Here is a 25645-nt window from a genome sequence, read left to right as displayed (position 1 = left end):
GATCCAACCAAACATCAGTGCTTGTCGAGGACCCCATCACGCCGACGTGTAATTCCCAAAGGATTGGCGTCTTGCAACTCCGGTGGCAGCAGCGCGTCCGGCCAAGTCTGGTACGTGACCGGCGCGAGCCAGCGGTAGATCCCCGGAACACCGATCGACGTGTGGCTGGTGTTCGTGGTCGCCGGCCACGGTCCACCGTGCTGCATCGCCCAAGCCAGCGCGATGCCTGTCGGCCAGCCGTTGTAGATCAGCCGTCCGGCGATCTTCTGTAGCTCCACCGCGGTTCGGCTGGCGAGTTCGTGTTCTGAGTCGGACGCGTGCACGGTCCCGGTCAGCGTTCCGGGCAACCGAGGGATCAGGGCCAGCACGGCAGCGGGGTCGTCGTAGGTGACCACCAACCCGGCAGGACCGAAGTTCTCCTCGGTCAGCTTTTCCAGATTTGACTCGAAAACGTCCAGTGACGTGCGGAAAAGGTTGGGTGCGCCGACCCATGCCTCGTCTGGGGCGGCGCCCGTGGCGACCAGTTCGACCAAGTCGCTGTTCGACATGGCGTCGACGGTGGAGCGGTACGAATCGCACATGCGCTCGTTCAGCATGGCCCCACCAGTCGCCTGTTTCACCGCGCCCGCCAGGGCGACCACGATCGAAGGCGGGGCGAACACCAGTCCGGGGTTGGTGCAGAACTGACCGACACCCATGGTCACCGATTGCGCGAAACCCTTGGCGATCTCCTCCGGCCGGTCGGCGGCGGCGTCGGGCAGGATAACCGTCGGGTTGACACTGCCCAGTTCACCGTAGAACGGGATTGGGTCGGGGCGTGAGTTCGCCAAGTCGTACAGCGCCCTCCCACCACCTATCGAGCCGGTGAATCCGGCCGCCTTAACGTGCGGATGCTGAACGAGCCGTACACCGGACTGGGTGCCATAGATGACGGCGAACAAGCCGTCGGGCGCACCACCTTCCGCCAACGCGGCGGACACGACCCTGCCTGTTTCGCGCGTGGTGTTCGGATGCGCCGAATGCGCCTTGACCACGACGGCGCAGCCGGCGGCGAGCGCGGACGCGGTGTCCGAGCCGACTGTCGACAACGCGAACGGGAAGTTGCTGGCCGAGTAGACGGCGACCACGCCGAGGGGACGCAGCACACGGCGCAGGTCCGGCCGCGGCGGGATGATGTCCGGACTCGGCGAGTCGAGCATGGCTTCGACGTAGCTGCCCTCACGCAGCACGTCGGCGAACAGGCGAAGCTGGTTGGTGGTGCGCTTGAGCTCAGTGGTCAGCCGTGGGATGCCCAGAGCGGTCTCCGCGTCGGCCGTGTCGATCAGCAGCACGGATTCGTCGTCCAGACGGTCGGCGACGAGATCGAGCACAGTCGCTCGGTCCGCGTCCAGCCATCCGGACCAGACCCGGAACGACCGTGCGGCCGCTTCGCAGAGCTGGTCCACCTCGGTGTCCGAGGTGGCCTCGACCGGCTCACCGTACGGCTTGCCCGTCCTGGGGTTGTAGCCCTGCACACTCACCGTCCGGCCTCCTTGGCTTCCTTCACCGCTGTGTCGAAGTCAGGTCCGCACCACACGCCACCCAGGTTGCGGTGGGCCACCGAGCCAAGGTCGGGCTCGCCGTGCTCGGCGATCACCTCGGCGGCGAAACTCTCCGAGTCGTCCTGCGACTCGTAACCGAGCTTGCGGGCCTCGTCGAGGGAGAACCATCGTCGAGAGTTGTCCGAGATTCCCCATACGACCCGGAATCCGGGAGTGGGTGTGGTCAGGCACGCCTCGAACAGGCGCGCGGCGTCCGCTGGCGACAACCACGTGGACAGCATCCGAGTGTCCTTGGGGCGTTCGAAACATGATCCGATCCGCACGCAGATCACATCCATGTCATACCGGTCGGCGAACATGCTGCCCAGTGCTTCCATCGCGACCTTGCTGACCCCGTAGTTCGTGTCGGGTCGCGGAAACAGGTAGTCGCCCGCTTCACCATCCGCTTTCGGGAAGAATCCGACAGCGTGGTTGGAGCTGGCCAGCACAACCCGTTTGACACCCTGCCGCCGCGCGGCCTCGATCACTGTGTACGTGCCGTTGATGTTGACCTCAAGGATCTGCGACCACACCTGCTCCAGGCTGTGACCGCCAAGGTGGATGACGGCTGACACGCCGTCACAGGCCTGTTCCATCGCGGCCATGTCGGTAACCGACGCCTGCACGATCTCGACGCGTTCCCCGGTGGCGGCGGCCGCCTGGTCAGCGATGTCCAGCAGCCGCAGGATCCGGCCATCGGCGGCCAGCCGGGGCCGCATCAACGTCCCGACTCCACCCGCCGCGCCGGTGATCAGGATGCGTTCGGTCACGTTCGCGTTCCCCTTCGGTTGTTCGTCAAACGCCTGCTTGTCAGCGACCGAACTGCCGCAGCAGTTCGGTGATCGTCTTCGCGCCCTCCAACAGTGCCGTGACGACCTGGTTCTCGTGGTCGGCGTCCAGCCGGCCGAGCGGTACCGAGCAGCTGATGGCGTCGATCACCGGGGTGCGGTAGGGCAGTGCGACCGCGAAACACCCGAGTCCAGGCGTGTTCTCCTCGCGTTCGTGCGCGTAACCGGCGACCCGGAACCGTGCCAGCTGTTCGTGCAGTGCGACCCGGCCGACCACCGTGTTCGGAGTCAACGATTCCAGGTTTTCTGGCAGGATGGAGTCGACCTCCGCCGCCGGTCGTTCCGCGAGCAATGCCTTGCCGAGGGAGGTGGAGTGCGCAGGCAATCTCCTGCCGACGCGGGAGACCACTCGGAGATGGTGTTCGGACTCTCGGCTGGCCAGGTACACGACGTCGGCGCCGTCCAAGCGCGCCAGGTGAACTGTCTCGTTCACCTCGCGGCGGACGTGTTCCATCACCCTTATCGCCACCTGCACCACCGGGTCGTGGTCCAAATAGGACGTGCCGACGAGCAGTGCGCGGACTCCGATGCCGTAGGTGCCGCTGGCCGGCTCGACCTCCACCCAGCCACGTGCCACGAGTGTTTGCAGCAGCATGTAAAGACTGGACTTCGGATAGCTCAGCGTGTGGTGCAGCTCGGTCAGCGTGAGCCTGCGCTCCGAGGACGCCAGCGCCTCCAGCAGCTCCACGGTCCGGTCGGCCGACTTCACCGCGGTGGGTCGGGCTTGGTCAACCGCCACGTGCGTCCTCCTTTGGCAACAACCCCGTCACACGTCCTTGACAGTAGTCCTGACGATTCTTACAGTCCGGCTGCGGGTTCACAAGTACGATCGGACTTCGCATATGTGAAAAATAGCCACCACCAGTAGCTGGAGTGGTCCTATGCCGGACACCGCAGTCTCGCGCTTATCCCGCAGGTCAGTCATGTCTTCGCTGTCGGCCGTCGCCCTCGCGGGCGTGGTGCTGGCTGGATGTGGCACATCGACGTCCTCCTCCACGCCGCAGGGTGACCCGAACGCGCCGCTGGAGGTCTGGACGCGCAGCCAGGACTCTTCTGCAAAGGTTTACACCAGGATCTTCGACACCTTTACCCAGAAGACCGGGATCAAGGTCGACTACAAGGCTGTCTACACCGACTTCGACAAGCAGATCCAGCAGCGGGCGACGGCGAAGAACCTGCCTGACGCGGTGGTGACCGACACCGGCTCACTGGGCGTGTACACACAACAGGGCTTGGTTCCGGAAATCGACCGGACCTCGATCGCGGGCTCGGGTGATGTCACCGACCGCGCCTGGGGCAACGCGCAGACATCCGATGGCAAATACCACGCGATCCCCTGGTCGTCGCAGGCGATGGTGACGCTGATCCGGAAGGACTGGCGCGAGAAACTCGGCAAGCCCGTGCCGACCACGTGGGATCAGTTGGCCGACCTGGCCAAGGCGTTCACCACCCAGGACCCCGACGGCGACGGCAAGGCCGACACATACGGCATGCTCGCGCCGGCGACCACCGACCGCGGCTACACCTACTGGTGGGCCTCCAGCTACATCTGGCAAGGCGGAGGCGATGTGCTTGCCAACGCGGGCACCGGCAAGTTCACAGTCGGCGTGGACTCTCCCGACACTGTCAGCTCCGTGGAGTGGCTTCGCGGGCTGTTCTGCGACAGCAAGGTCATGAACCCGAACGCGCTCACCCTCAGTACGAACGACGCGCACCCGCTGTTTGAGACCGGCAAGGTCGGGATCTACATGACCGGCCCGTACCTGTTCAGCCGGTTCGACAAGAGTCTAGGTAAAGACAAGTACGAGGTCATCCCGGCGCCCAAAGGCCCGAGGGGCGACACCGTGCTCGGCGAGGGCGACGACCTGTACCTCATGGCCGGCTCCAAGAACCCCGCAGGTCAGAAGAAGCTCGCCGAGTTCATGCTCAGCGCGGAAACCCAGAAGATGGGCATGACTGTGCAGTCCGGTGAGACACCGGTTGTCCGTTTGCCGGTCAACAAGACCGTCGACGTCAAGGATGTGCTCAAGGACGACCGCTGGGCGACAACCGCGCAGGTCTACGCCACCAGTGGGCGACCGTTCCCCGGAGTACCGAACTTCCAGCCGTTCCGCCAGCAGACGTCAGAGTCACTGAGCAAGATCTTCGCCTGCGGTACGGACACCCGGACTGAATTGACCAAGCTGGCAGGAAACCTGAAGAAGGAACTCACCAACCAGGGCATCGCGCAGTGACGGTTGCCCGCGAAGCCACCGCCATCCCGGGCACGACCACGTCCACCCGGGATGGCGGCGTGTCAACCTCCCGAACCCGCCGGCGCCGCCGCGGATGGACGCCGGCATTGGTTCCGTGGCTGTTCCTGGCTCCCGCGTTGCTGCTGTTCCTGTACTTCAAGTTCATTCCGATGGCTGAGGGCATTCGGCTGAGCCTGTACAAGGTGCAGCCGTTTCTTGGCGACATCTTCGTCGGGATGAAGAACTACGCGACGGTGCTGAACGACGCCGCCTTCCAGGACTCTGCTGTCCACACCCTGGTCCTGGCGTTCGGTCAGACTCTCGGGTCGATGGTCGTCGGCTTCTTCCTGGCACTGTTGCTGGAAGGCCAAGCGCGTTCGCTGTGGTTCGTGCGATCCGCGGTGTTCCTGCCCGTGGTCGCCGCCACCGCCGTGATCGGCGAGATCTGGCGGGTGCTGTACTTCCCCGACCCCAACGGCTTCGCCAACCACGTGCTGTCCTGGATCGGGCTGGGTCCGTCGCAGTTTCTGGACAGCCCGAACAGCGCGCTGATCTCGGTCATGCTCGTGGGCATCTGGAAGAACGCGCCGTACGACATGGTGCTGATCCTGGCCGGTCTGGCCAGCATCCCTCGTGAGCAGTACGAAGCCGCAGCCATCGACGGCACGAACGTTTTCCAACGTCTCTGGTATGTGACCCTGCCGGCCTTGCGGCCGGTAGTGACCATTCTGCTGACTCTGGCCGCCATCCGGGGCCTGCGAGTCTTCACCGAGGTCTACGTACTGACCGGAGGCGGTCCCGCGGGTGCCACCTCGGTGTGGATGACCACGGTGTTCTCTCGAGGATTCGAGAAGAACGACATCGGAGTGGCGTCCGCGGCTTCCGTCATGCTGTTCTTGGTGACGTTCGCCCTCACCGTCATCGTGCAGGTGTGGCGTCGGGCAAGGGAGGCGAGATGAGCCGCTCCGCCGGTGTGTCGTCCCGACTGGACACTGCCCTGGGCTGGTCGACCGCGCGTAACGCCTGGGCCAGCCGGACCGCTCGGATCGTGCTGTGCGCGATCGTGATCCTGTTGTTCACCGGTCCGCTGATCACGATCTTCTCCGGTGCGTTCGACGTGAATCGTGACCCGACACAGCTGGCCGTCATCCCGCATCACCCGACCGTGCAGAACTTCATCGAAGGCAACCACAAGAACATCTGGGGCTACTTCGCCAACTCTCTGTTCATCGCCGGTGGTGGGCTCCTGCTGCAGTTGCTCGTGAGCGTGTTCGCGGCGTACGCCATGGCTCGCAAACGTTTCCGCGGTCAGGCCATCGTGTTGCTCCTGATCCTGACCACCATGATGCTTCCAGAGGAAGTCATCGCCATACCACTGTCCCTGGTGGTCGGCGACCTGCCAGTGGTCCACCTCAACCTCAGGGGAACCCTCCTGGGGGTGATCCTCCCGCTGGGCGCCTGGGGTTTCTCCATCTTCGTGATGACCGAATTCATGAAGGAGATTCCAGTGGAGCTCGAGGAGGCGGCCAGAGTGGACGGCGCCGGCGAACTACGCACCTTCGCCCGCATCATCCTGCCGCTTTGCCGACCGGCGCTGGCTGTGATCGCGGTGTTCGGTTTCACCATGATCTGGGACCAGTACCTCTTGCCTCGGATCGTCGCCGACGATCCGTCCGACTACACGCTCACCGTCGCGTTGGCGGACCTGCGGTCGGACTTCGAGGTGGGGCCGGGCATCGTGTTGGCGGGGGCGTTGCTCGCGTTGGTACCGAGCCTGGTCGTGTACCTGTCCCTGCAGAAGTCGTTCCTCCGTGGGATAACCACAGGCGCGGTCACGGGTTGATCGCCGGTCGAGATTGAGGTCAGGTATGCAACTGGATGGAGTGCTGTTCTTCCCGGTGACTCCCTTCGACTCCGTCGGCGCGGTCGCCAAGGACGTGCTGGCCGAGCATGTCAAGCATGGCGTCTCCGCCGGACCAGGCGGGGTCTTCGTGGCGTGCGGTACTGGCGAGTTCAACGCGCTCGACGTCGACGAGTTCGAGGGCGTCGTAAAGGTGGCCGTCGAGGCGACCGCGGGCCGGGTACCTGTGTTCGCGGGCGTTGGCGGAGCGCTGCCGATCACCAAACGGTTCGCCATCGCGGCCGAACGAGCAGGAGCGGATGGCCTGCTGCTGATGCCGCCCTATCTGGTGTCCTCGCCAGGAACCGGTCTGGTCCGTTTCGTCGAAGAAGTGGCAGCTGCGACCGACCTGCCGATGATCGTCTATCAGCGCAACAACGCCATCCTGACGCCGGACTCTGCCGTGCAGGTGGCCCACCTGCCGAAGGTGATCGGACTCAAAGACGGCCTCGGCGACATCGACCACATGCAGCGCATAGTACTGGCGATCCGGTCCCGTGTGGACAAGCCGTTCCAGTTCTTCAACGGCCTACCGACAGCGGAACTGACGGTGCCCGCATACCGCGGAATCGGCGTGGAGCTGTACTCATCGGCAGTGTTCTGCTTCGCACCTGACATCTCGCTCGGCTTCTACAACGCAGTCCAATCGGGCGACGCCGAACTGACCACCCGTCTGCTGACCGACTTCTACCTGCCGCTGGTGGAGCTGCGCGACAAGGTTCCCGGCTACGCGGTGTCATTGGTGAAAGCCGCCGTAGTTCGCTCCGGCCTGGACGTCGGCGGGGTGCGCCCGCCACTGGTCGACCCCACGCCCGAGCACTTGGCCGAGCTGGACCGGATCATCGCAGCCGGACGTGCGACGCTGGAGGCATGAAGTGATGTCCGAGGCAAGCAACTCAAGCAACCCGCTCGCGCCGACTGAACCGCTCGCGCCGACTGAACCGACTGAACTGACCGCCAATGTGGCGCCGGCCTCAACATCCGGACGTTCCAGACTGAAGATCACGGATGTCGTCCTCACACCTATTGCCTTCCGTGACCCACCGCTGCTGAACTCGGCCGGCGTGCACGAACCATGGGCGCTACGCACAATCGTCGAAATACACACCGATGAGGGCATCTGCGGTATCGGCGAAACATACGGCGACATCGGGCACCTTGAACGTCTGCGAACCGTTGCGCCCGCACTTGTCGGACTGGACGCCTATGAACTCGGCCCGATGCATCAGCGTGTCGCGGCGGCGCTCCGTGGCCAAACTGGCGACGACAAGCACGGACTGACCGGTAAGATCTCCGCCCCCGGCACAGTCGACCGAGTGTATTCGGCGTTCGAAGTCGCCTGTCTGGACATCCAGGGTCGAGCCGTCGGTCGCCCGGTGGTGGACTTGCTGGGCGGTGCGGTCCGCGATGCCGTCCCCTACAGTGCCTATCTGTTCTACAAGTGGGCCGGGCACCCGGGTACGGAGCCCGACCAGTGGGGCGAGGCCCTCGACCCTGTTGGTGTCGTCAGCCAGGCAAGGCAACTGATTGACCAGTACGGTTTCGGTTCGATCAAACTGAAGGGCGGAGTATTCCCGCCCGAGCAAGAGGTCGACGCAGTCCGCGCGCTTCGGGACGCGTTCCCGAACACGCCTCTGCGTTTGGACCCGAACGCTGCCTGGACACCAGGGACTTCGCTCAAGGTCGCCGAAGACCTCGACGGTGTACTGGAGTACCTGGAAGATCCAACGCCGGAGATCGCGGGGATGGCTGAGGTCGCCGCGAAGGCGCCGATGCCGTTGGCCACCAACATGTGTGTCGTGTCTTTCGAACATGTCGCGCCGTCGGTCGCGGTGAACGCGGTGCAGGTCATCTTGTCCGACCATCATTACTGGGGTGGCCTAAGAAGATCGGCACATCTGGCCTCGATCTGCGAAGCCTTCGACATCGGCCTGTCCATGCATTCCAACTCGCACCTGGGCATCAGCCTGGCCGCGATGACGCACTTGGCCGCAGCGACGCCGAACCTGAACTACGCCTGCGACACTCACTACCCCTGGAACGCGGCCGACGATGTGGTGGTACCCGGTGTTCTGTCCTTCGTCGACGGATCGGTCGCTGTGCCGGCCGGGCCTGGGCTGGGCATCGAGCTTGACCGAGATGTACTGGGCCGGCTGGCTGAGAACTACCGCACGTGCGGCCTCGTTCAGCGAGACGACACGGGGTACATGAGGAAGTTCGAGCCTACGTACGAAAGGAAGCGTCCTCGGTGGTGAACACGGTCGCTCATGTCTACCCATGGGATGTGGTCGGGGATCCGGATGCGCCGGAGCGCATCGCGGGACTGGGTGTCGACGCTGTCGCTTTGGCCGCTTCGTATCACACCGTCAGGGCTGTTACGCCGGCTCATCCCGAACATCGACTGATCGATGCCCGCCATGCTGCGTTCTATCTGCCGATACGGGAGGAAGCATGGCGGGGAAGGCGGTTGAGACCAGCCTCGCCATCGTGGGTAGGCGATTCGTCGTTTGTGGTGGCTCGCGACTCCCTCCGTGCGGCCGGGTTGCCCGTGTATGCGTGGACAGTGCTCACCCATTCCAGTCTGTTGGGCGACAGACATCCTGACCTCACTGTGGTCAACGCCTTTGGTGACAGGTACCCGTATGCGCTGTGCCCGGCCAATGCCGACGTGGCAGAGTACTGCCAGACACTGGTGGAAGAGATCGTGGAAGTGGGCAAGCCTGACGGCATCGTGCTTGAGGCTTGTGGTCCGCTTGGCTTCGTACATGGCGGTCATCATGAGAAGACCGAAGGCGGCGACTGGGGGTTGGTACGGCAACAACTCCTTTCACTCTGCTTCTGCGATGGATGTGTGGATCGGTATTCCGACGCGCCGGCATTGCGTGCCCGGATCAGGGCGGCTGTCGACGCGTCGGAGCCGGAGAGTGTGATTTCTGTGCTGGGGCCGTTGGCTGACTGGGTGATGGAAGCACGCACAAGTGTCGCAAGTGACCTGCGCAAGCTTCTCGTCGGACGGATTCGGTCGCTGGCGCCTGAAACTCGTGTGATCGTGCATGCGACGGCGGATCCATGGGGGACAGGGCCCTTCGCAACCGTCGCTCCCGAGGTTGGTGTGGAGGTTGATGCGTTGGTGGCGATGTGCTGGCCCGGTCCGGCCGCGAGCGCTCCCAACATCCGTGCCCTGCGCAAGCTCGCGCCAGAGACACGGATTGCCGGATACGTGTTGGCACTACCTCCTAAACCCGTTGATGGACAGGCGATACTCGCTGAAATGCGTACTCTTGCCGAAGAAGGCGTGGAGGAGTTCCATCTCTATCACGCCGGTCTGGCGTCCGCCGCTCGGCTCGATGCGATTCGCGATGCGATCGCTGGGCTCCACTCGCGGTGATCAGTGTGACTTGGAATGGAGAGGTTCGCTGGTGTCGCGCGATCTCAGCCCAGGTGTTCCGCGCGTTGGACGACGTGTCGGCCGGGATCTGGTCGATGGAGCGATGGGCCCACATGGCCGGCTGGTCAGGCAGCCGCCCCATGAGCTGGTTCTGGAACGGTAGGTAGGCGTGCAGCGGCATTGGTTCGAACAGAGACGGTGTCGTGCTCCTGAGTCACTACGACGGCATACCTGTCGGGCCGATCGAGCGTTCGAATGTGGTGCACACACACCGGAAGTCGATCGACGGCCCCCGTCTCGTTCGGCTCCGGCACAGGCAGGCCGCAACCGGTTACCCGGCACAACCGGTTGCGGGCCTGGACGAATTCCTGCAAGAACGGTGAGAAGTAGCCGCGCGAGTTGATCTCCACGATTCGCCCGACGGAGTCCGTGATGAACCGCCGCCACACGGCGTTCTGAGCCAGTTCGCGAACATGCTCGGAGGTGATGGGGCCGTAGCCCGCCAGCTCGCCTGGCTGCTCATTTAGGCCCATCAACGTGGTCATCGGGACCGTGACGTTCATCGCCACGTGGACGTCGGGCCCGGTCTCTTTCTCCTTGCCGAGGATCAGATCCATCAGAGCGTCGGCACGGCATTGCGCGAGCGTTCGCTCTGGCGTTTGCAAGGTCCGGGCGAGTGCCGTGATCCGCCGGTGTGCGGCGAGGGTCTCGTCGCTCGTCAAATACGCGGTCAGCTGGGCCATGCCGTCGGGATTCGGTCGGAACGTGACGTTTCGCTGCTGACGAGCCTGCGCGCGACGCCGCTCCGCGGCCTCCGGATCGGCTTTGATGACCTGGTATCGGACCGCGTCTCGGAACTTGGTCGGGTTGGATCGTCGGCCGCCCGCCAACACGCGCTCCTCAACTGCGTGAGTGTCCTCGTCGGACATTCCACTGGTGAGATCGTCGATGGTCAGCGCCCGTCGATAGTCGATCCTTCCGGTCCGCAGGGCTGCCATGGTGGTCGGCAGACGCTTGACAAGGCTCTGCGCCTGCAGGATCTGCGCGGCCGCGGCCTGTGGAGTGACACCGACTTCGATGGCGACTTCCTCTCGTGCTCCATCGGCGAGAGCGACTCCAGGCCTGGAGGATGGGCGAAGTTCGGCGAAGCGGGCGAGTGCAGCTGCCTTCTTACTGTCGTAGTAAGACTTCATACTCTCGGCATGGGTGATGACCTCCAGACATTGCTCGGCGGTCATGTCCGTGACCGGGAGGTCGGCGTGGGGTTCGGGTTTTTGGGGTGGGTTGGTTTCGCACATGCGTTCAAGTTATCTTTGTGGGGGTGGGTTGAGTAGGGGTTTTGTTGGGTTTCACTCGAAGGTGGATCTTGTTGCTGTCTGTGGCCGGGTGCTGATTCGGGTGGTCTGGCGGGATCATGCAACCTGCGGGTGCGCTGGCGCCGTCCCAGTCACATGAGCCGTCTAGCCACTCTCGGAGCCGGGGTTTTGCTCGCATTGAGCGCCGCGTGTGGGGTTACGAACGGGGCCGGCTCGAGCCCGTCGCGATCGGAACTGCCCTCTGAGGCGCCCTCGGCCGCACAGCCGTCGTCCGGCGAACTGCCCAGCGGGGCCAAGTTGGTGACGAAGCTCGATGTCACGAAGCTGCCCGAGGAGTATCCGAGAAAAGTGTGGACAGAGGGAAACGGCACTCGGATTGGCCTGGTCGCGCAGGAAGGCGGCTGTAGTAAGGCCAGTGTGGAGATCGCCGCGCAGACTGATCAGCAGGTCGCGCTCACCATGGTCGAGTCAACCCCGGCCAAGCAGCAAATGTGCACGATGGACATTCGTTACCCGTCGTTCATCGTGACGCTCAACGCTCCGCTCGGCGAGCGGACCGTCGTGCTGGACTACCAGAAGCGGACCTACTAGAAGCCGGCCCGGTCGGTCTGCCCCACCGGCCGGGCTCTCCATTGGGCCGAACGGGTGACGTCCCTAACCAAAGTGCCGCGCGGCCGATACGTCCGAGTACAGGGGAGTATCAGCCGAGGGAGAGTCACCATGGCCATGCTGGTGATCGAAGGCACTTATCGCATAGTCGGGGCCAGTCCGGACGGGGACTCGGTCCGCTTCTACCCGAACGATCCAGCCGAGTGGGACCGCGTTGGTGGTCCGCACAAGGTCCAGCGGAACGCGAGCGGAGGGGCCCAGCTTCGATTGGACGCCATCGACGCGTTGGAGACCCATTTCCTGACCAAAGCCGGCGAACAGCACCAGCCGCGTCGGTTCGGGGAGGCGGCCGCGAGTGAGCTGCTGGAATGGCTCGGCTTCACGAAGGTGGTTCGCAACGACCACGGTACGGTGACAGGAAGTGACCCCGAGCAGGTTACGGGATACATCCTGACTCGCACCGCGGACGTCTACGGCCGTTGTGTTTCCTTTGCGGGCAAGGGCCATGCGCCTGTCAAGAGTGGCACGAACATCTTTGTCGACGCCGCGCTCCTTCAACGGACCGTGAACTACCACCAGCTCGCGCGTGGGTTGGCGTATCCCACCTTCTACCGGAAGCTGTTCCCTGATCTGCGGACCGCGTTGACGGAGGCGGCCAAGACGGCCCGAGCAGAGGATCTCGGCCTGTGGCCGGACGATCGGACGCAGAGCGGAGCCGCTGTCGCGACCGCCCGTTCGTTGTTCGACGACGTGGTGGTGCTACCGAAGCTGTTCCGTCGCCTGGCCGACTATCTGGCGCTGAATGACGGTGACCTGTCGCTCGCGGGGTTCCCTGCCTTCCTGGCCCAACGAGACGACCGACTGTTCATTGTGTCCACCGGGCATTCGACCGGCCTTGACACCGTTGTTCAGGTGATCGATGACAACACGGTGCGGATGACGGTGCCGCCGGAGGACATCGTTTTCGACGAACGGTGAGGTTGAGCTGTTGTGGTCGTGCGCAGGGAAGCCGGAGCGCAGTTGGCCCAGTGGTGACAACAGGGAGACGACTTGTTGCCGCACGACGCGACGTGAACCTTTCTGGCTAGATGATCACGACGATTCGTCTGGAAGGTCGAGATGCCCCGGGAACGTTTTGAGGTCTCCTGGGGCCAGTTCGCGTATTGGGATGCCGACTCAGGTGATCCTGTGGATCTCGGTGCAGTTCTGGACACTCGGGTCATCAGGGCGAATCCCCTCAGCGGCCGCCGGGAGCGCAGGTTGGTGATGTACCTCCAAGGTGGTTCCAGGGGAGGCACCGGGCAGGCTGCTGAGTGGTGGAGGGCCTCGCCGGGCCACGGTCGAGGCCAGTCCACCTGAACGCCGGGCTCAGGGCGGCGATTGAGCCTGCGGTCGCCTTCGCCCATCCGCTTGTTCAGGGAACGTGGATGTAGCCGTTTTGGAGAAGCAGCTGGATCAGTACGTGGGCGTAGACGGCGGCGAGCGGTTACTTGCGGAAGGAGATCTGTAGCGTCGGGGCGGAGGTTTCCGCGAAGAAGTCGTTGCCTTTGTCGTCAACGACGATGAACGCGGGGAAGTCTTCGACCTCGATCGTCCAGACCGCTTCCATCCCCAGTTCCGGATACTCCAGGACGTCGACCTTGCGGATGCAGTCCTTGGCCAATCGAGCCGCCGGCCCACCGATGGAGCCGAGATAGAAGCCGCCGTGAGATTGGCAGGCGTCGGTCACTTGGCGTGACCGGTTTCCTTTGGCGAGCATGACGAGTGAGCCGCCGGCGGCCTGGAACTGGGCCACGTAGGAGTCCATCCGCCCGGCAGTGGTCGGGCCGAAGGAGCCGGAGGCGTATCCCTCGGGGGTTTTGGCTGGGCCGGCGTAGTACACAGGGTGGTCACGCATGTACTGCGGCATGGGTTCGCCCGCGTCGAGGCGTTCTTTGATCTTGGCGTGAGCGATGTCGCGGGCGACGACGAGTGGACCGGTCAAGGACAGGCGTGTTTTCACCGGGAGCGCGGACAGGGTGGAGCGGATCTCGGCCATCGGTCGGGTGAGGTCGATCCGGACGACCTCTTCGGAGAGGTCTTCGCCCTGGATTTCAGGGAGGAAGCGGGCTGGGTCTCGTTCCAGTTGTTCCAAGAACAGCCCGTCCGCGGTGATCTTGCCTTTGGCCTGGCGGTCGGCTGAGCAGGAAACGGCGATGCCGACCGGGCACGAGGCGCCGTGGCGGGGAAGCCGGATGACGCGTACGTCGTGGCAGAAGTACTTGCCGCCGAACTGGGCGCCGATGCCGAACTGCCTGGTCATTTCCAGGACCTGCTGTTCCAGGTCGACGTCACGGAAGCCGTGACCGAGGGCAGAGCCTTCGAGCGGCAGATTGTCGAGATACCGGGCGGAGGCGAGCTTGGCGGTCTTGAGGTTCTGTTCGGCGGACAGACCGCCGACGACGATGGCGAGATGGTACGGCGGGCAGGCGGCGGTGCCGAGGCTGCGCAACTTCTCGTCAAGGAACTTGGCTAGGCGGTTGGGGTTCAGAACCGCTTTGGTCTCCTGATAGAGGAAGGTCTTGTTGGCACTGCCGCCACCCTTCGCCATGAACAGGAGGTCATAGCGGGGGTCTGTGCCTGGAGCGTTGTACAGCTCGATCTGAGCTGGCAGGTTCGTGCCGGTGTTGCGCTCGTCCCAGAAATTCACCGGGGCCATCTGGGAGTACCGCAGGTTCAGTTGCTGGTAGGCATCGAAGATCCCCAGGGACAAAGCCTCTTCGTCGGTGCCGCCGGTGAGGACTCCCTCGGTGCGCTTCCCGATGACGATCGCGGTTCCGGTGTCCTGGCACATCGGCAGCACGCCACCGGCGGAGATGCAGGCGTTGCGCAGCAGGTCCATCGCGACGAAACGGTCGTTGCCGGAAGCCTCGGGGTCGTCGACGATCGCGCGCAGTTGAGCGAGGTGGGAGGGACGCAACAGGTGTTGAATGTCCTTGATCGCTTCGCGGGCGAGCAGGGTCAGGACCGCTGGGTCGACCTCCAGGAAGCGGCGTCCAGCGGCCTCGACGACTCGCATACCGTCCGCGGTCACCAACCGATATTCGGTGTGGTTGTCCGGGGTGAGCGGGAGCACGTCGGTGTACTGGAACGTGGTGGCGGTCACGCGGGCTCCTTTGCGCGCGGGTGGGAACAAGGTTTGACGTTACCGCCCGACGGAGAACCGCCTGATGTGAGCCCCGCACGAGGAACCGCGCGTCACGAGGCGGCGAGAATCGCACCCCTATGATCCCGCCACCTGTGACGTGCGGAGCATGTCGGAAGGCCGCGCCAGCCCCCGACCGCCGCGACCTTCCGGGGAGAGCGACTACGCACTGTTTCTCTTCGTACGCGCCGCGTAGCTATCGATTGTTCCGCCTAAGTATCGTGACCCATGTCACGTCATGACAGTGCCAATTGGGTGACCTGTGTCACGATCAGCTCGCGTAAGCGCGGAGCTTCTCGGCTCGTTCACCCTGGCGCAGCTTCGACATGACCTCACGCTCGATCTGCCGCACCCGTTCCCGGGACAACCCGAACCGCTTGCCGATCTGGTCGAGCGTGCGCGGCTGGCCGTCATCGATCCCGTACCGGAGCCGGATGACATGCTGCTCGCGCTCGTCCAACGTCGAGAGGACACGACGGAGGTCGTCCTGCAGCAGGCCGGAGATCACCGCTCCCTCGGCGTCGGTGGCCTCGGAGTCCTCGATGAAGTCACCCAGCGGGGCGTCCTCCTCGGCGCCCACCGGCATGTCCAGGCTGACTGGGTCCCGGGCGTGGTCGAGCAGGTCGGCCACCTTGTTCGGGCTCAGTCCGGACTCCTTGGCGAGTTCGTCCGTGGTGGCCTCGCGACCGAGCTGCTGGTGCAGGTCGCGCTTGATCCGGGCCAGCTTGTTCACCTGCTCGACCAGGTGGACGGGCAGCCGGATGGTGCGACCCTGGTCGGCCATTCCCCGGGTGATGGCCTGCCGGATCCACCACGTGGCGTACGTGGAGAACTTGAACCCCTTGGTGTAGTCGAACTTCTCCACCGCGCGGATCAGGCCAAGGTTGCCTTCCTGAATCAGGTCGAGCAACGGCATGCCGCGGCCGGTGTAACGCTTGGCCAGCGACACGACCAGGCGCAGGTTCGCTTCCAACAGGTGGTTCTTGGCGACATGCCCGTCGCCGACAAGTGACTTCAGCTCGAGTTTGCGCTGCGCCGGAAGCTGTGGGTTGCTCTCCAGCATGTGCTGCGCGAAGACCCCCGCCTCGATACGCTTGGCCAGCTCCACCTCTTGGGCCGCCGTCAGCAGCGCCGTCTTGCCGATTCCGTTGAGGTAGACGCGGACCAGGTCCGCCGCCGGCCCCTGCGCGTCGAGATCCAGTTCCATGGTGGCGTCAGGAACCTCCTGGTCCACCGTCTGCGGGACGGTCATCGGACTCCCTCCCCCTGTCTCGGGCTGGCTGTAATCGCGTCACACCCACGCGACCTCGGTCCGGGTGGGACCCTGCAGCCCGTTGGTTGGACACTAGGGAAAACGTGGCCGAGTCGAGATTCGTTCCCGCTTTCCCCAACTGGATGACGTCACACCTCAACGGGCGGTTGCGTGCCAGCACCTGAGGTTTTCCTGAGAGACTGGGATGTCCGGTGACACACTGTCCACAGTGTCCGGCTGAGAACGTCCTCAGATTTCAACCAGCACCGTGAACGGCCCGTCGTTGACGCTGGCGACCGACATCATCGCGCCGAATTCGCCGGTTTCCACGTGCGCACCACGACCGCGCAGCTCGACCACCACCGCCTCGACCAGCGGTTCGGCGTGTTCCGGTCGGGCGGCATTGGTCCACGAGGGCCGACGACCCTTACGGGGTTCCCCGTAGAGAGTGAACTGGCTCACGACAAGAAGTGGTGCGCCAGATGACGCACATGACTCCTCGTCCCGAAGAATCCGGAGTTCGTGCAGTTTCCGGGCCATTGTGGCTGCCTTTTCGGGCGTATCACTCACATGTACGCCGAGTAATACCAACAGCCCCGGATCTTTGATGGCGCCGACGACCCGTCCGTCCACAGTTACGCTCGCGCTCGTGACGCGCGCCGCGACCGCCCTCACGCCGGCTCCAGCATCCCGTGCCGGACGAGTTCGTCGACCAATGGCAAGGCGGCGATGATGAGCGCGTCGGTCGGCACACCATGCGCGGCGGCCAAAAGGTCCAACAGGTCGGCCAACGGCAGTACCCCACGGCAGCCGGCGAGCAACGACTTGACCAGTTCGTCCACCTCGTGCTGCCAACCGGGTCCGTTGGTCAGGTGCAGGCGCCGAACGATCGCCTCCCAGCCTTCGTCATCGGGACCGGAAACCTCTTCCAGCACCACGGAGTCCGCGACCTTCAGCCGGGCGCCGAGCAACGCGTCCGGCGACGAGTGGGCCCGCAGCCAGTCGATCCGGTCCAGCCAGCCGGCGGCCTCGAGCCCGAGCGGGTCGTCGAACGCGTGTCGCAGGTCCTCGCACACGATCCGGGGCTCGCCGTCGGTTCGCCGGATGGTGACGAACCCGAAGCCGACCCCTTCGACCTTGTTCTCCGCGAACCAGTCCAGCCACGCCGACGCCCGAGCGGATCCCGCGGCCGAGCGTGGGTCGATTCCGGCGTCTTTCAGCCATGTTCCGACGTACAAGTCCGGCTCTGCCACGTCCCGTTGTACGAACCAGGCGTCCACGCCGCCCGGCAGCCAGGACGACACGCGTTCGGCCCAATCCTGGCCGGGCAGGTGCAGCCAGGAGGCCAGGAGCTGGCCGATTCCTCCCTTGGTGAGGTATTCGGGCAGTGCGCCGACCACGAGCGCGCTCGCGTCATCACCGGCGAGCCCGGAATCGCGGTACGTGTAGTCGATCCTTGACGGCCCGACCACGAACGGCGGATTGCAGATGACCTGGTCGAAGCGTCGCCCGACGACCGGATCGAACCACGAGCCCTGCCGGGTCTCCACATCGAGTTCATTGATGCGGAACGTCGCCGAAGCCAGGGCGAGCGCCCGCGCGGACACATCCGTCGCTGTGATCCTGGTCGCGTGCCTGCTGGCGTGCAGGGCCTGGACTCCCGAACCGGTGCCGAGGTCGAGCACCGTACCCACGGTGCGTCGGATGGTTGCGCGGGCGAGGCTCAGCGACGCGTGTCCGATCCCCAGGACATGGTCGGCGCGCACCTCACCGCCCAACTCGGCGTCCAGGTCGGCGAACACCCACCAGGAACCCTGGTGGTCACCGAAAGGTCGCACGTCGAGACCCGCACGCACCCGGTCGCCGTCGACCCGGACGAGCCCGGCCGCCACCGAGGACGGCCACGGAAGGGCGGCACGCACCTCCCGTTCGGGCAGTTCGTCTGCGGTCAGAAACAACCTGACCAATGTGCCGAGCGGGCCGGCATCCCTGCTCGCACGGCGCGCGGGCTCAGGCTCGCCGCGACCGAGGGCCGCGTGGGCGGACTCGCCGAGCAGCCGAAGAACGCTGTCGGCGTCGTAGCCGGCGCGTTCGAACGCCTCGCGGAGCGCGGCACAGAATTCCGGGGAGAGATCGTCGGCCACGTGGGAATACTTTCACGACCAATGGGTACTGTCCTGTCGGGTACGGCGTGGCAAGATGGTCATGTGGAGGTGGTGTCGTGAAGGGTCCCGAACCACACGAGCGGGACGACACCCCGGTTCTCATCACCGAGGCTGCGCCGTCGTTCGAAGAACAGCACGCCGCACGTAAACGCAAGTACATCACCATGATGGCGCTGCGTCTGCCGTGCATCCTGCTGGCGTTGATTTTCCAACAGACATGGTGGCTGGCACTGGGATTCCTGCTGCTGTCGGTGCCGTTGCCGTGGGTGGCGGTGCTGATCGCGAACGACCGTCCGCCGCGGAAGGCGGAGCGGGTCAGCAGGTATCGCTACCGGCAGGGCGAGCTGTCGCCGCAAGCGATCGAGCGGACCAACCAACAGATCATCGAGGGGTAGCGCCCACTGAACCGACGGCTCGGGTCGCCGCGCCGACCCCTGAGCGCAGAGCGGATTCCGGCTGTTCGCCTGAAAGCCAGGCGAGCAGCAGGCCGGCGTTGAACGCGTCTCCGCCGCCAGTGGAGTCCACACAGGACACCTGCTCTGCCGGTACGGAAACCGTTGTGACGTGGTCGACCCAGCTGGCTCCGTGGGCGCCGGACGTCACCGCGATCGCCCCGACGAAGTCCAGCGGGTCGTGCGCGCCGGACAGCAATGAGAGCTCGTCCTTGTTGGGCAGCAGCAGATCCACTCCTCGGATCCACTCCAGAAATGCCGCCGGGTCCGTGAGCAACACGGCCGACTGAGGATCCACGGACGTCGTCAGACCCGCGTCCCTGGCCATGTCGAGCATGGCCAACCCGGTGTCTCGCGACTGTGGATCCAACAGGACATAGCCGGAAAGGTGAAGATGTCGACTGGTCCGGACCAGTTCCGGAGTCAGGTCTTCCGGCCGCAGCAACGCGCCGGCGCCGTGGTCGGGCAGCATGGTCCGTTGTCCGTCCGGGCCGACGAGGACGACCACGCAACAAGTGGCGGCGTTCGGATCGACGGTGAAGACGCACCGAACGCCGGCCATCGTCAACTCCGTGAGCACCTGTTGGCCTGCTGTGTCGTCGCCAACACGGGTGACGAGCGCCACTTCCGCGCCAAGTGCGGCCAGCCAGGACGCGGTGTTCGCGCCCGCCCCGCCCGTGGTGATCCGGATTTGAGCCCTGGTGTCGTCGCCGTAAGTGATCGCCTTGTCATGCATGGCGATTACGTCCAGTCCGGCATCGCCGACGACCAGGATGGTCATCTCTTGGCCAACTCGACGGCGACCTGAGCGGCAAGCGTCACGTTCGAGACCACGAGTTCCTCGTTCGCGTCCAGACTGACGCCTTCGCTGGCGGTGTGGAAGTGCTCGAGCAGCACGGGGGTCACGTCCCGGCCCTGGACCCCGCGTTCGGCCAGCAACCGGATACCGTCAGCGAGCAGCCGGTCGTGGGTCGCGCGGTCCATTTCGTACTCGATGGGAACGGGTTTGGCCAGTAGCACCCCGGACCGACCCGGCGTTGCTTGGTGTGCGACGACAACATCAGCGGCCTGCTCAGCCGAGTCCACCCGCCATGGCACCGAATAGGGCGATTCGCGAAGGTAGAACGCGGGGAACATGTCCGTTTGATAGCCGAGAACCGGTACCGACCGGGTCTCCAACAGCTCCAACGTCGCCTCGATGTCCAGCACCGACTTCACGCCGGAGCACACCACGAGGACCGGTGTGTCCGCCAATGCGTCCAGGTCGGCCGACACGTCCCAGGACGCGCTCCTGCTGGGGAGCGGAAAGTGCACTCCGCCGAGCCCACCGGTCCCGAAGACCCGGATTCCGGCCGCGTCGGCCAGGGCCACCGTGCTGGCGACGGTGGTCGCGCCGTTCTTGCCCAAAGCGATCGCCGGTCCCAAGTCCCGGCGAGACAGCTTGACCAGACCGGCCGCGGGGTCACATACCCGATCCAACTGGTGCGCGTTCAGGCCGACCAACGGCTGGCCGTCGAGCACCGCGATGGTGGCCGGGACCGCACCCGCCTCCCGAACGACTGCCTCCAGCCGTTCAGCGACCTTCCGGTTGCGGCCGGGTGGCAGTCCATGCGAGAGCAGTGTGCTTTCCAGGGCGACGACGGCCTGTCCCTCGACGAGGGCGGCACGTACTTCCTCAGCTACGGCGATACTGGTCACGAACGGCCATCGTGCCAGGTCCATCTGGTGGGCGAGCCGCTGAAGTCGTCCTCAGTGAGCCCGAACACCCATCGGGGCGTGACCTCGACCGTCGCGTTCGTCGCCGGATCGACCAGTTCAGGGCCGTAGCTCGTGCCGTACTTCGCGTTCATGACCTCGAGAAACCGCAGCAAGGAGGCGTTTTCGGTCTCGATCCGAACGGTGCCTTCGAGCACCACCGGGTTCAGTGCGTCCTCGGTCGCGATCGACACGTCCGATCCAGCCAGGATGTTGCGAACCTTCCGGGACCGCAGCCCGCTGGAGAACCACAGTGTGCTGTCCTGCCACACGGCCCACACCGGCATGACATGCGGTCGGCGGTTCGGCTGCACTGTGGTCAGCCAGTAGTTTCGCGAACTCCGCAACCGCTCCGAAGCCCACGACCACGGCAGCAGTCCACTGCCTTTGTCGGCGGGAAGCGTGCCGTACCCAGGCATGTGCGGGCGGTCTGCGGCCGGCTCGGACATCAGCGAACTCCTCGAACGCGGGCGGCGCTGATCGATGACGCAAGTATGGACTCGCTCACCGACGCGAACTGCGTTCGTTGAGCCGGCGTTGTCGAGTCGGCTGGGTGGCTTTCCGCGGCTGGCGCGATCGCCGGGCCTGACGACTCCCATGGTCCGATCATTCGGCTGACCTTCTCCCACAGCTGTCCGCGAACACGTCGGGGTTCGCGGTGCAAGCCAGCGAGGACCTCGTCACGGTCAGTGATCGCCAGGTGGCCGCCAGTCGAAGCCGGCGCTTGCGAGCACGTGGGGAGGCGTTGATGACCCGAAGGCCACCGCCGGTGGCCAGGTGCAGGCACGTTCGCGATTCAGTCGAAAATCGCCCGTGGCCTGGCGACTTCTCGTAGCCAACCGTCGATCTGCTGCTCCCAGTTGGTGGCACCCAGCCGTGCGTACTCCACGGGGAACGCGCCGATGAAGGAGCGGCTCTGGACGTTCAACCCGCCGGCTTTGCTCACCCGGACATGCTTGTCCACGTCCAGGACGACCTGCATGGACGACGATGTCGCCAGGAACGTGACGGCGAGTTCATTGAACACGGGCGTGTACGCCTGGTTCGGGCCGAACCTGATCTCCTGGAAGAAAGGCAGCTGCTGGTCCAAGCCGGTGATCTTGCTCTTCTCCAGAGCGGCGGTCCGGAAGGTGAAGCCGAGGCGGCTGATGGCGTCGAGAATCCGGTGCTGCGGCGGCAGCGGCTCGACCGCCACCGCGTCGATGTCCTGCGGATCCACGACGGAACCGGACAGGTTCAGATTGGTCTGCAGGCCGATCGCCATCCCGGTCAGGTGCTTGCCGAGCACGGTGGTGATCGGCGCCTCCCACGGCAGGTGGATCTCGAACGGCACGGTCAGCTGCTGGCCGGCTCGCACAACGGCGTTGCTGGCCAGGTTCACGTTCTGGAACGGCAGGTCGACCAGTTCGACTTCGCCACGCTCGTCGGTCTGCTCCACCCGGGCGAGCAGAGTGACCCCCAGTCCTTCGACCTCCTGGTCGACATGGCCGCCGGCCAGCATGACCTGGCCGCGCAGGGGACCACCCGGCCGGACGCTGCGGTCCGTCAACTGGGCGTCGACCTTGGCCCCTCCCTGGCCGAAGCTGGCCAGCACCTTCTGGAACATGGGGCGCATCCTGCCAGGCGGGCGTGGGATTCGGGCGGCTTTGATGCATCATTGGTGCCGTGAGTACAGCCACCCAGACTCTGCCTGACGTAGACACCAGGGACTCGACTGGCGACGACACGCCGAAGATGTTCCACTACGTGCAGAAGAACAAGATCGCCGAGAGCGCCGTGCTGGGCAACATGGTGGTGGCCTTGTGCGGCGAGGTGTTCCCGGTGACCCGGTCGCCCAAGCCCGGCTCGCCCGTCTGTCCGGAGTGCAAGCGCATCTTCGACAACCTGCCGCCCGGCAAGGACTGATCTTTCTCGGCTTGGGGACGCGGAAGCCGCCGCCGGGCGGCTTTCGGGGTCACCGTGAAATCGTGTCCTGACCTGCGGGCGAAGGCTCGTCCTTCACCGACCGGATCGTCTCGGCGACACGTTCCATCTCCAGGCGGCGCCATCTGCGACGCTGCCGGCGGGTCATCCTGGCCGGCCACATCTCCTGGATGGCGGCGTTGAAGTGTGCACCGAGCACGATCGCGAATCCGATGAAGAACGTGAAGAGCAGCAGGGCGATGGGCGTGGCGAGCGCGCCGTACGTGTAACCGGTCGTGGTCACCCACGTGATGTACAGCCGCAGCAAGCCGCTTGACAGCATGAACACGACGACCGCGAGTGCGGCACCTGGGAGTCCGCGGTGCCAGGGAAGTTTCCGAGGCAGCGCCAGTTTGTACAGCGCGGACACGGCGAACAGCGCCAGCAAGCCCAGTGTGGGGTAGTACAACAGGTTCACGTACATCGTGACCTGCCCGCGCCACGAAGTGGGGAAGAAGTTCGGCAGGATGTCCGGGCCGAGCGCGAGCAGCGGCAGCCCGATGATCAGCCCGATCAGGCTCACCACGTACAGCAGCAGCGCGAAAATTCGTTGCCATACTGGATTGCGAACGCTGTACTGGTCATGCGCTGCGGTGATCGCGTCCACGAAGGACGACATCGCCGACGAACCTGCCCACAGTGAGATGAGGAACCCGATCGACACGAGCTCGCCGCGGCCGGTTCGCAGAATGTCGTTGACGGTAGGCGAGATGATGTCGTTGACCACGTTGTCACTGAAGATCGTGTGCGAGAACCGCACGATCCGGTCGTGCACGGTCTCCAGCAGGGTCGTGCCGAACCAGCCGGACACGTAGCCCAAGCTGCCGAGCAGTCCGAGCAACAGCGGTGGCAGTGACAGCGTCTGCCAGAAGGCGGCCTCCGCGGCCTCGGAAAAGATGCTGCCGTCCCACGCCTTCTTGAGCGTGCGGACGATGAGCCGGCGCGGCCCGCGGCGCGCGGCCTGCTCGTCCTGGGTCGGGTGCCGGTCGCTCATGACGGCACCAAGCATGGTCCATGGGACGTGATCTGGCTGACTCGACCCGCCCGAGGGATGCCGTAGGCGCCGCGCGCGGGCGGTCCGGACGGTAAGCTGCAGAGCGCCCTCACCGAGTGGATCCGCGTCCCGCGGGCACACACCATGAGGGCATTCGTGTGCGAAAGGAGCCGAGAGTTTCGTGGTAGCGCCTGACTACGCACCCCCGGCTCAACCAGCGTCGCCCGCCCAACGGCCGCTGCGCGCCTGGCAGCGCCGCGCGATCACGAAGTACCTCGCGTCCGCGCCGAAGGACTTCCTGGCGGTGGCGACCCCGGGTGCCGGCAAGACGGTCTTCGGACTTCGGCTGGCTGCCGAACTGCTCGCCGACCGAACGGTCGAGGCGGTCACGATCGTGACTCCGACCGAACACCTCAAACACCAGTGGGCCGGGGCAGCGAACTCCTTCGGCATCCCGATCGACTCCGAATTCCGCAACACGACCGGCGCGACCTCTCGGGACTACCGCGGTGTCGCGGTGACGTATGCCCAGGTCGCGGCCCATCCGACGCTGCACCGGGTGCGTACCGAGAACCGCAGGACGCTCGTGATCCTGGACGAGATCCACCACGGTGGAGACGCCAAGGCGTGGGGGGACGCGATCCAGGAGGCGTTCACGCCCGCGGTCCGCCGGATCGCGTTGACCGGAACGCCGTTTCGCAGCGATGACTCGCCGATCCCGTTCGTGAACTACGAGCCCGACGGTTCGGGTGCGATGCGAAGCGTCGCCGACCACACGTACGGCTACGCGGACGCATTGCGTGACAGTGTGGTTCGACCGGTCATCTTCATGGCGTATTCCGGTGAGGCTTCGTGGCGGACGAACGCGGGGGAGGAGTTCACAGCGCGACTGGGCGAACCGCTGACGCAGGAGCAGACCGCGCGCGCTTGGCGCACCGCGCTGGACCCGACGGGCGAGTGGATGCCGGCGGTGTTGGGCGCCGCTGACATTCGACTACGGCAGTTGCGCGAAGGTGGCGTGCCCGACGCCGGCGGGTTGGTGATCGCGTCCGACCAGACCAGCGCCCGCGAGTACGCGAAGATCCTGCACAAGGTCAGCGGCGAGGAGCCCACGGTCGTGTTGTCGGACGACCCGAAGGCGTCCGGAAACATCGCGAAGTTCGCCGAGTCGAACGACCGTTGGCTGGTAGCTGTTCGGATGGTGAGTGAAGGCGTCGACGTGCCGCGACTGGCTGTCGGTGTGTATGCCACCAGTGCGTCGACTCCGCTGTACTTCGCTCAGGCGGTCGGCCGATTCGTTCGAGCTCGGCGGCCGGGCGAGACTGCGAGTGTGTTCCTGCCGAGCGTGCCTGTGCTGCTGGAGCTCGCCAGTCAGATGGAGGCCCAGCGGGACCACGTTCTGGGCAAGCCGCACCGGGAGAAGGACGGGTGGGACGACGAACTGCTCGCGGCCGCCAACCGGACCGAGGACGAACCCGGTGAGGACGAGAAGCCGTTCACGTCCCTGGGGGCGTCGGCCGAACTCGACCAGGTCATCTACGAGGGTTCCTCGTTCGGGACCGCGGCCGACGTCGGTTCCGAGGAGGAACAGGAATACCTCGGCTTGCCTGGGCTGCTCGAGCCTGACCAGGTGCGGACCTTGCTCCAGCAGCGGCAGGAACGCCAGTTGGCATCGCGAACCGCGGCGCGTCGTGCGAGGAAGCAACAAGATCACGATCAGGTGGCGGAGACTCGTCCGCAGACCGTGCAGGAACGGCTCAACGGACTGCGCAAGGAGCTGAACACCCTGGTGGCGATGTTTCACCATCGGACCGGGAAGCCACACGGTGTGATCCACGGCGACCTGCGGCGCCAGTGCGGCGGTCCACCCACGGCGATGGCGTCCGCCGAGCAGCTTGAGGAACGGATCGCCACGCTTCGGTCGTGGTGACTCGAGCTCGAGTTCGTTGTCGCATACTGGCCGAGCAGGCCTCTATTCGTCGTAGTTGACCTGTGCGCTTGCCACT

24 protein-coding genes are annotated in these 25645 nt (G+C 65.1%); 11 read left to right on the top strand and 13 right to left on the bottom strand.

Going from position 1 to position 25645, the window contains the following annotated elements; translation table 11 throughout:
• Positions 1–14: 14 nt before the first annotated feature.
• The 3 genes from EV192_RS42825 to EV192_RS42815 are packed head-to-tail and all read right to left on the bottom strand — an operon-like array spanning position 15 to position 3167.
• Positions 15–1520, bottom strand: a complete 1506-nt coding sequence (locus tag EV192_RS42825) for an aldehyde dehydrogenase (NADP(+)) (protein ID WP_132124464.1) — start codon at positions 1518–1520, stop codon at positions 15–17.
• Positions 1517–2350, bottom strand: coding sequence for an NAD-dependent epimerase/dehydratase family protein (locus tag EV192_RS42820; protein ID WP_132124463.1), 834 nt, complete (start codon positions 2348–2350; stop codon positions 1517–1519). Before EV192_RS42820 ends, EV192_RS42825 begins: the two co-directional genes overlap by 4 nt.
• Before the next feature lie 40 nt (positions 2351–2390).
• Positions 2391–3167 (bottom strand): IclR family transcriptional regulator, encoded by a 777-nt coding sequence (locus tag EV192_RS42815; protein ID WP_132124462.1) that lies wholly within the window; start codon positions 3165–3167, stop codon positions 2391–2393.
• Between the two features lie 184 nt (positions 3168–3351).
• On the opposite strand from EV192_RS42815, the gene EV192_RS42810 reads away from it, so the two are divergent.
• The 6 genes from EV192_RS42810 (at position 3352) to EV192_RS42785 (ending at position 9950) form a co-directional block, all read left to right on the top strand.
• Positions 3352–4662, top strand: coding sequence for a sugar ABC transporter substrate-binding protein (locus tag EV192_RS42810; RefSeq protein ID WP_207926645.1), 1311 nt, complete (start codon positions 3352–3354; stop codon positions 4660–4662).
• A 59-nt stretch (positions 4663–4721) separates the two neighbouring features.
• Complete coding sequence (locus EV192_RS42805; protein WP_207926643.1) at positions 4722–5621, top strand: carbohydrate ABC transporter permease; 900 nt, start codon at positions 4722–4724, stop codon at positions 5619–5621.
• Positions 5618–6505 (top strand): carbohydrate ABC transporter permease, encoded by an 888-nt coding sequence (locus EV192_RS42800; protein ID WP_132124460.1) that lies wholly within the window; start codon positions 5618–5620, stop codon positions 6503–6505. The genes EV192_RS42805 and EV192_RS42800 overlap by 4 nt, the downstream gene beginning before the upstream one ends.
• A 25-nt stretch (positions 6506–6530) precedes the next feature.
• The gene (locus tag EV192_RS42795) at positions 6531–7436 is read left to right on the top strand and encodes a 5-dehydro-4-deoxyglucarate dehydratase (protein ID WP_132124459.1); all 906 of its coding nucleotides are present in this window, start codon (positions 6531–6533) and stop codon (positions 7434–7436) included.
• Between the two features lie 121 nt (positions 7437–7557).
• Positions 7558–8817, top strand: coding sequence for a glucarate dehydratase family protein (locus EV192_RS42790; protein WP_207926680.1), 1260 nt, complete (start codon positions 7558–7560; stop codon positions 8815–8817).
• Complete coding sequence (locus EV192_RS42785) at positions 8811–9950, top strand: hypothetical protein (RefSeq protein ID WP_132124457.1); 1140 nt, start codon at positions 8811–8813, stop codon at positions 9948–9950. Before EV192_RS42790 ends, EV192_RS42785 begins: the two co-directional genes overlap by 7 nt.
• A 125-nt stretch (positions 9951–10075) precedes the next feature.
• Here EV192_RS42785 and EV192_RS42780 read toward each other — a convergent pair whose 3' ends face one another.
• Positions 10076–11248 carry a DUF222 domain-containing protein gene (locus tag EV192_RS42780; RefSeq protein ID WP_132124456.1) on the bottom strand — a complete coding sequence of 391 codons (1173 nt, stop codon included), beginning with the start codon at positions 11246–11248 and terminating at the stop codon, positions 10076–10078.
• Between the two features lie 318 nt (positions 11249–11566).
• On the opposite strand from EV192_RS42780, the gene EV192_RS42775 reads away from it, so the two are divergent.
• Both EV192_RS42775 and EV192_RS42770 read left to right on the top strand, forming a co-directional pair.
• Positions 11567–11857: a hypothetical protein gene (locus EV192_RS42775; protein ID WP_132124455.1), complete on the top strand. Its 291-nt coding sequence runs from the start codon at positions 11567–11569 to the stop codon at positions 11855–11857.
• A 129-nt stretch (positions 11858–11986) separates the two neighbouring features.
• The gene (locus EV192_RS42770; protein ID WP_132124454.1) at positions 11987–12853 is read left to right on the top strand and encodes a nuclease; all 867 of its coding nucleotides are present in this window, start codon (positions 11987–11989) and stop codon (positions 12851–12853) included.
• Between the two features lie 508 nt (positions 12854–13361).
• On the opposite strand, the gene EV192_RS42765 is transcribed toward EV192_RS42770, so the two are convergent.
• From EV192_RS42765 to EV192_RS42750, 4 genes are all read right to left on the bottom strand, one after another.
• Positions 13362–15020: a fumarate hydratase gene (locus tag EV192_RS42765; RefSeq protein ID WP_132124453.1), complete on the bottom strand. Its 1659-nt coding sequence runs from the start codon at positions 15018–15020 to the stop codon at positions 13362–13364.
• Between the two features lie 310 nt (positions 15021–15330).
• The gene (locus EV192_RS42760) at positions 15331–16311 is read right to left on the bottom strand and encodes a sigma-70 family RNA polymerase sigma factor (protein WP_132124452.1); all 981 of its coding nucleotides are present in this window, start codon (positions 16309–16311) and stop codon (positions 15331–15333) included.
• A 249-nt stretch (positions 16312–16560) separates the two neighbouring features.
• A complete protein-coding gene (gene dtd, locus EV192_RS42755) occupies positions 16561–16986 on the bottom strand; it encodes a D-aminoacyl-tRNA deacylase (protein WP_132124451.1) in 426 nt (141 codons plus the stop codon).
• On the bottom strand, positions 16983–18455 hold the full coding sequence (locus tag EV192_RS42750; protein WP_132124450.1) for a DUF7782 domain-containing protein: 1473 nt from the start codon (positions 18453–18455) through the stop codon (positions 16983–16985). The genes dtd and EV192_RS42750 overlap by 4 nt, the downstream gene beginning before the upstream one ends.
• A gap of 77 nt (positions 18456–18532) precedes the next feature.
• Here EV192_RS42750 and EV192_RS42745 point away from each other — a divergent pair, with 77 nt between their 5' ends.
• Positions 18533–18871, top strand: a complete 339-nt coding sequence (locus EV192_RS42745; protein ID WP_132124449.1) for a DUF3099 domain-containing protein — start codon at positions 18533–18535, stop codon at positions 18869–18871.
• Here the strand turns inward: EV192_RS42745 and EV192_RS42740 are convergent.
• The 4 genes from EV192_RS42740 to EV192_RS42725 all read right to left on the bottom strand — a co-directional run bounded on the left by EV192_RS42740 (position 18858) and on the right by EV192_RS42725 (position 22289).
• Positions 18858–19709 carry a carbohydrate kinase family protein gene (locus EV192_RS42740; RefSeq protein ID WP_132124448.1) on the bottom strand — a complete coding sequence of 284 codons (852 nt, stop codon included), beginning with the start codon at positions 19707–19709 and terminating at the stop codon, positions 18858–18860. The genes EV192_RS42745 and EV192_RS42740 overlap by 14 nt on opposite strands.
• Entirely contained in the window at positions 19706–20626 is a 921-nt protein-coding gene (locus tag EV192_RS42735) for a pseudouridine-5'-phosphate glycosidase (protein ID WP_424923427.1), read from the bottom strand. Before EV192_RS42735 ends, EV192_RS42740 begins: the two co-directional genes overlap by 4 nt.
• Complete coding sequence (locus tag EV192_RS42730) at positions 20623–21132, bottom strand: pyridoxamine 5'-phosphate oxidase family protein (protein ID WP_132124446.1); 510 nt, start codon at positions 21130–21132, stop codon at positions 20623–20625. The genes EV192_RS42735 and EV192_RS42730 overlap by 4 nt, the downstream gene beginning before the upstream one ends.
• A gap of 347 nt (positions 21133–21479) precedes the next feature.
• Positions 21480–22289: a sporulation protein gene (locus EV192_RS42725; RefSeq protein ID WP_132124445.1), complete on the bottom strand. Its 810-nt coding sequence runs from the start codon at positions 22287–22289 to the stop codon at positions 21480–21482.
• A gap of 59 nt (positions 22290–22348) precedes the next feature.
• Here EV192_RS42725 and EV192_RS42720 point away from each other — a divergent pair, with 59 nt between their 5' ends.
• Positions 22349–22588, top strand: a complete 240-nt coding sequence (locus EV192_RS42720; RefSeq protein WP_243727421.1) for a DUF3039 domain-containing protein — start codon at positions 22349–22351, stop codon at positions 22586–22588.
• A gap of 49 nt (positions 22589–22637) precedes the next feature.
• Here EV192_RS42720 and EV192_RS42715 read toward each other — a convergent pair whose 3' ends face one another.
• Complete coding sequence (locus EV192_RS42715) at positions 22638–23639, bottom strand: YihY/virulence factor BrkB family protein (RefSeq protein WP_243727420.1); 1002 nt, start codon at positions 23637–23639, stop codon at positions 22638–22640.
• Positions 23640–23820: 181 nt separating this feature from the next.
• Between EV192_RS42715 and EV192_RS42710 the strand changes: the two genes are divergently transcribed.
• Complete coding sequence (locus EV192_RS42710) at positions 23821–25569, top strand: DEAD/DEAH box helicase (protein ID WP_132124443.1); 1749 nt, start codon at positions 23821–23823, stop codon at positions 25567–25569.
• Positions 25570–25645 lie beyond the last annotated feature (76 nt).

The organism is Actinocrispum wychmicini (assembly GCF_004345645.1).
GTDB classification, from domain to species: Bacteria; Actinomycetota; Actinomycetes; order Mycobacteriales; family Pseudonocardiaceae; genus Kibdelosporangium; species Kibdelosporangium wychmicini.
Note: the sequence above shows the minus strand (reverse complement) of the source record. Positions and strands in the feature narration are given on the sequence as shown.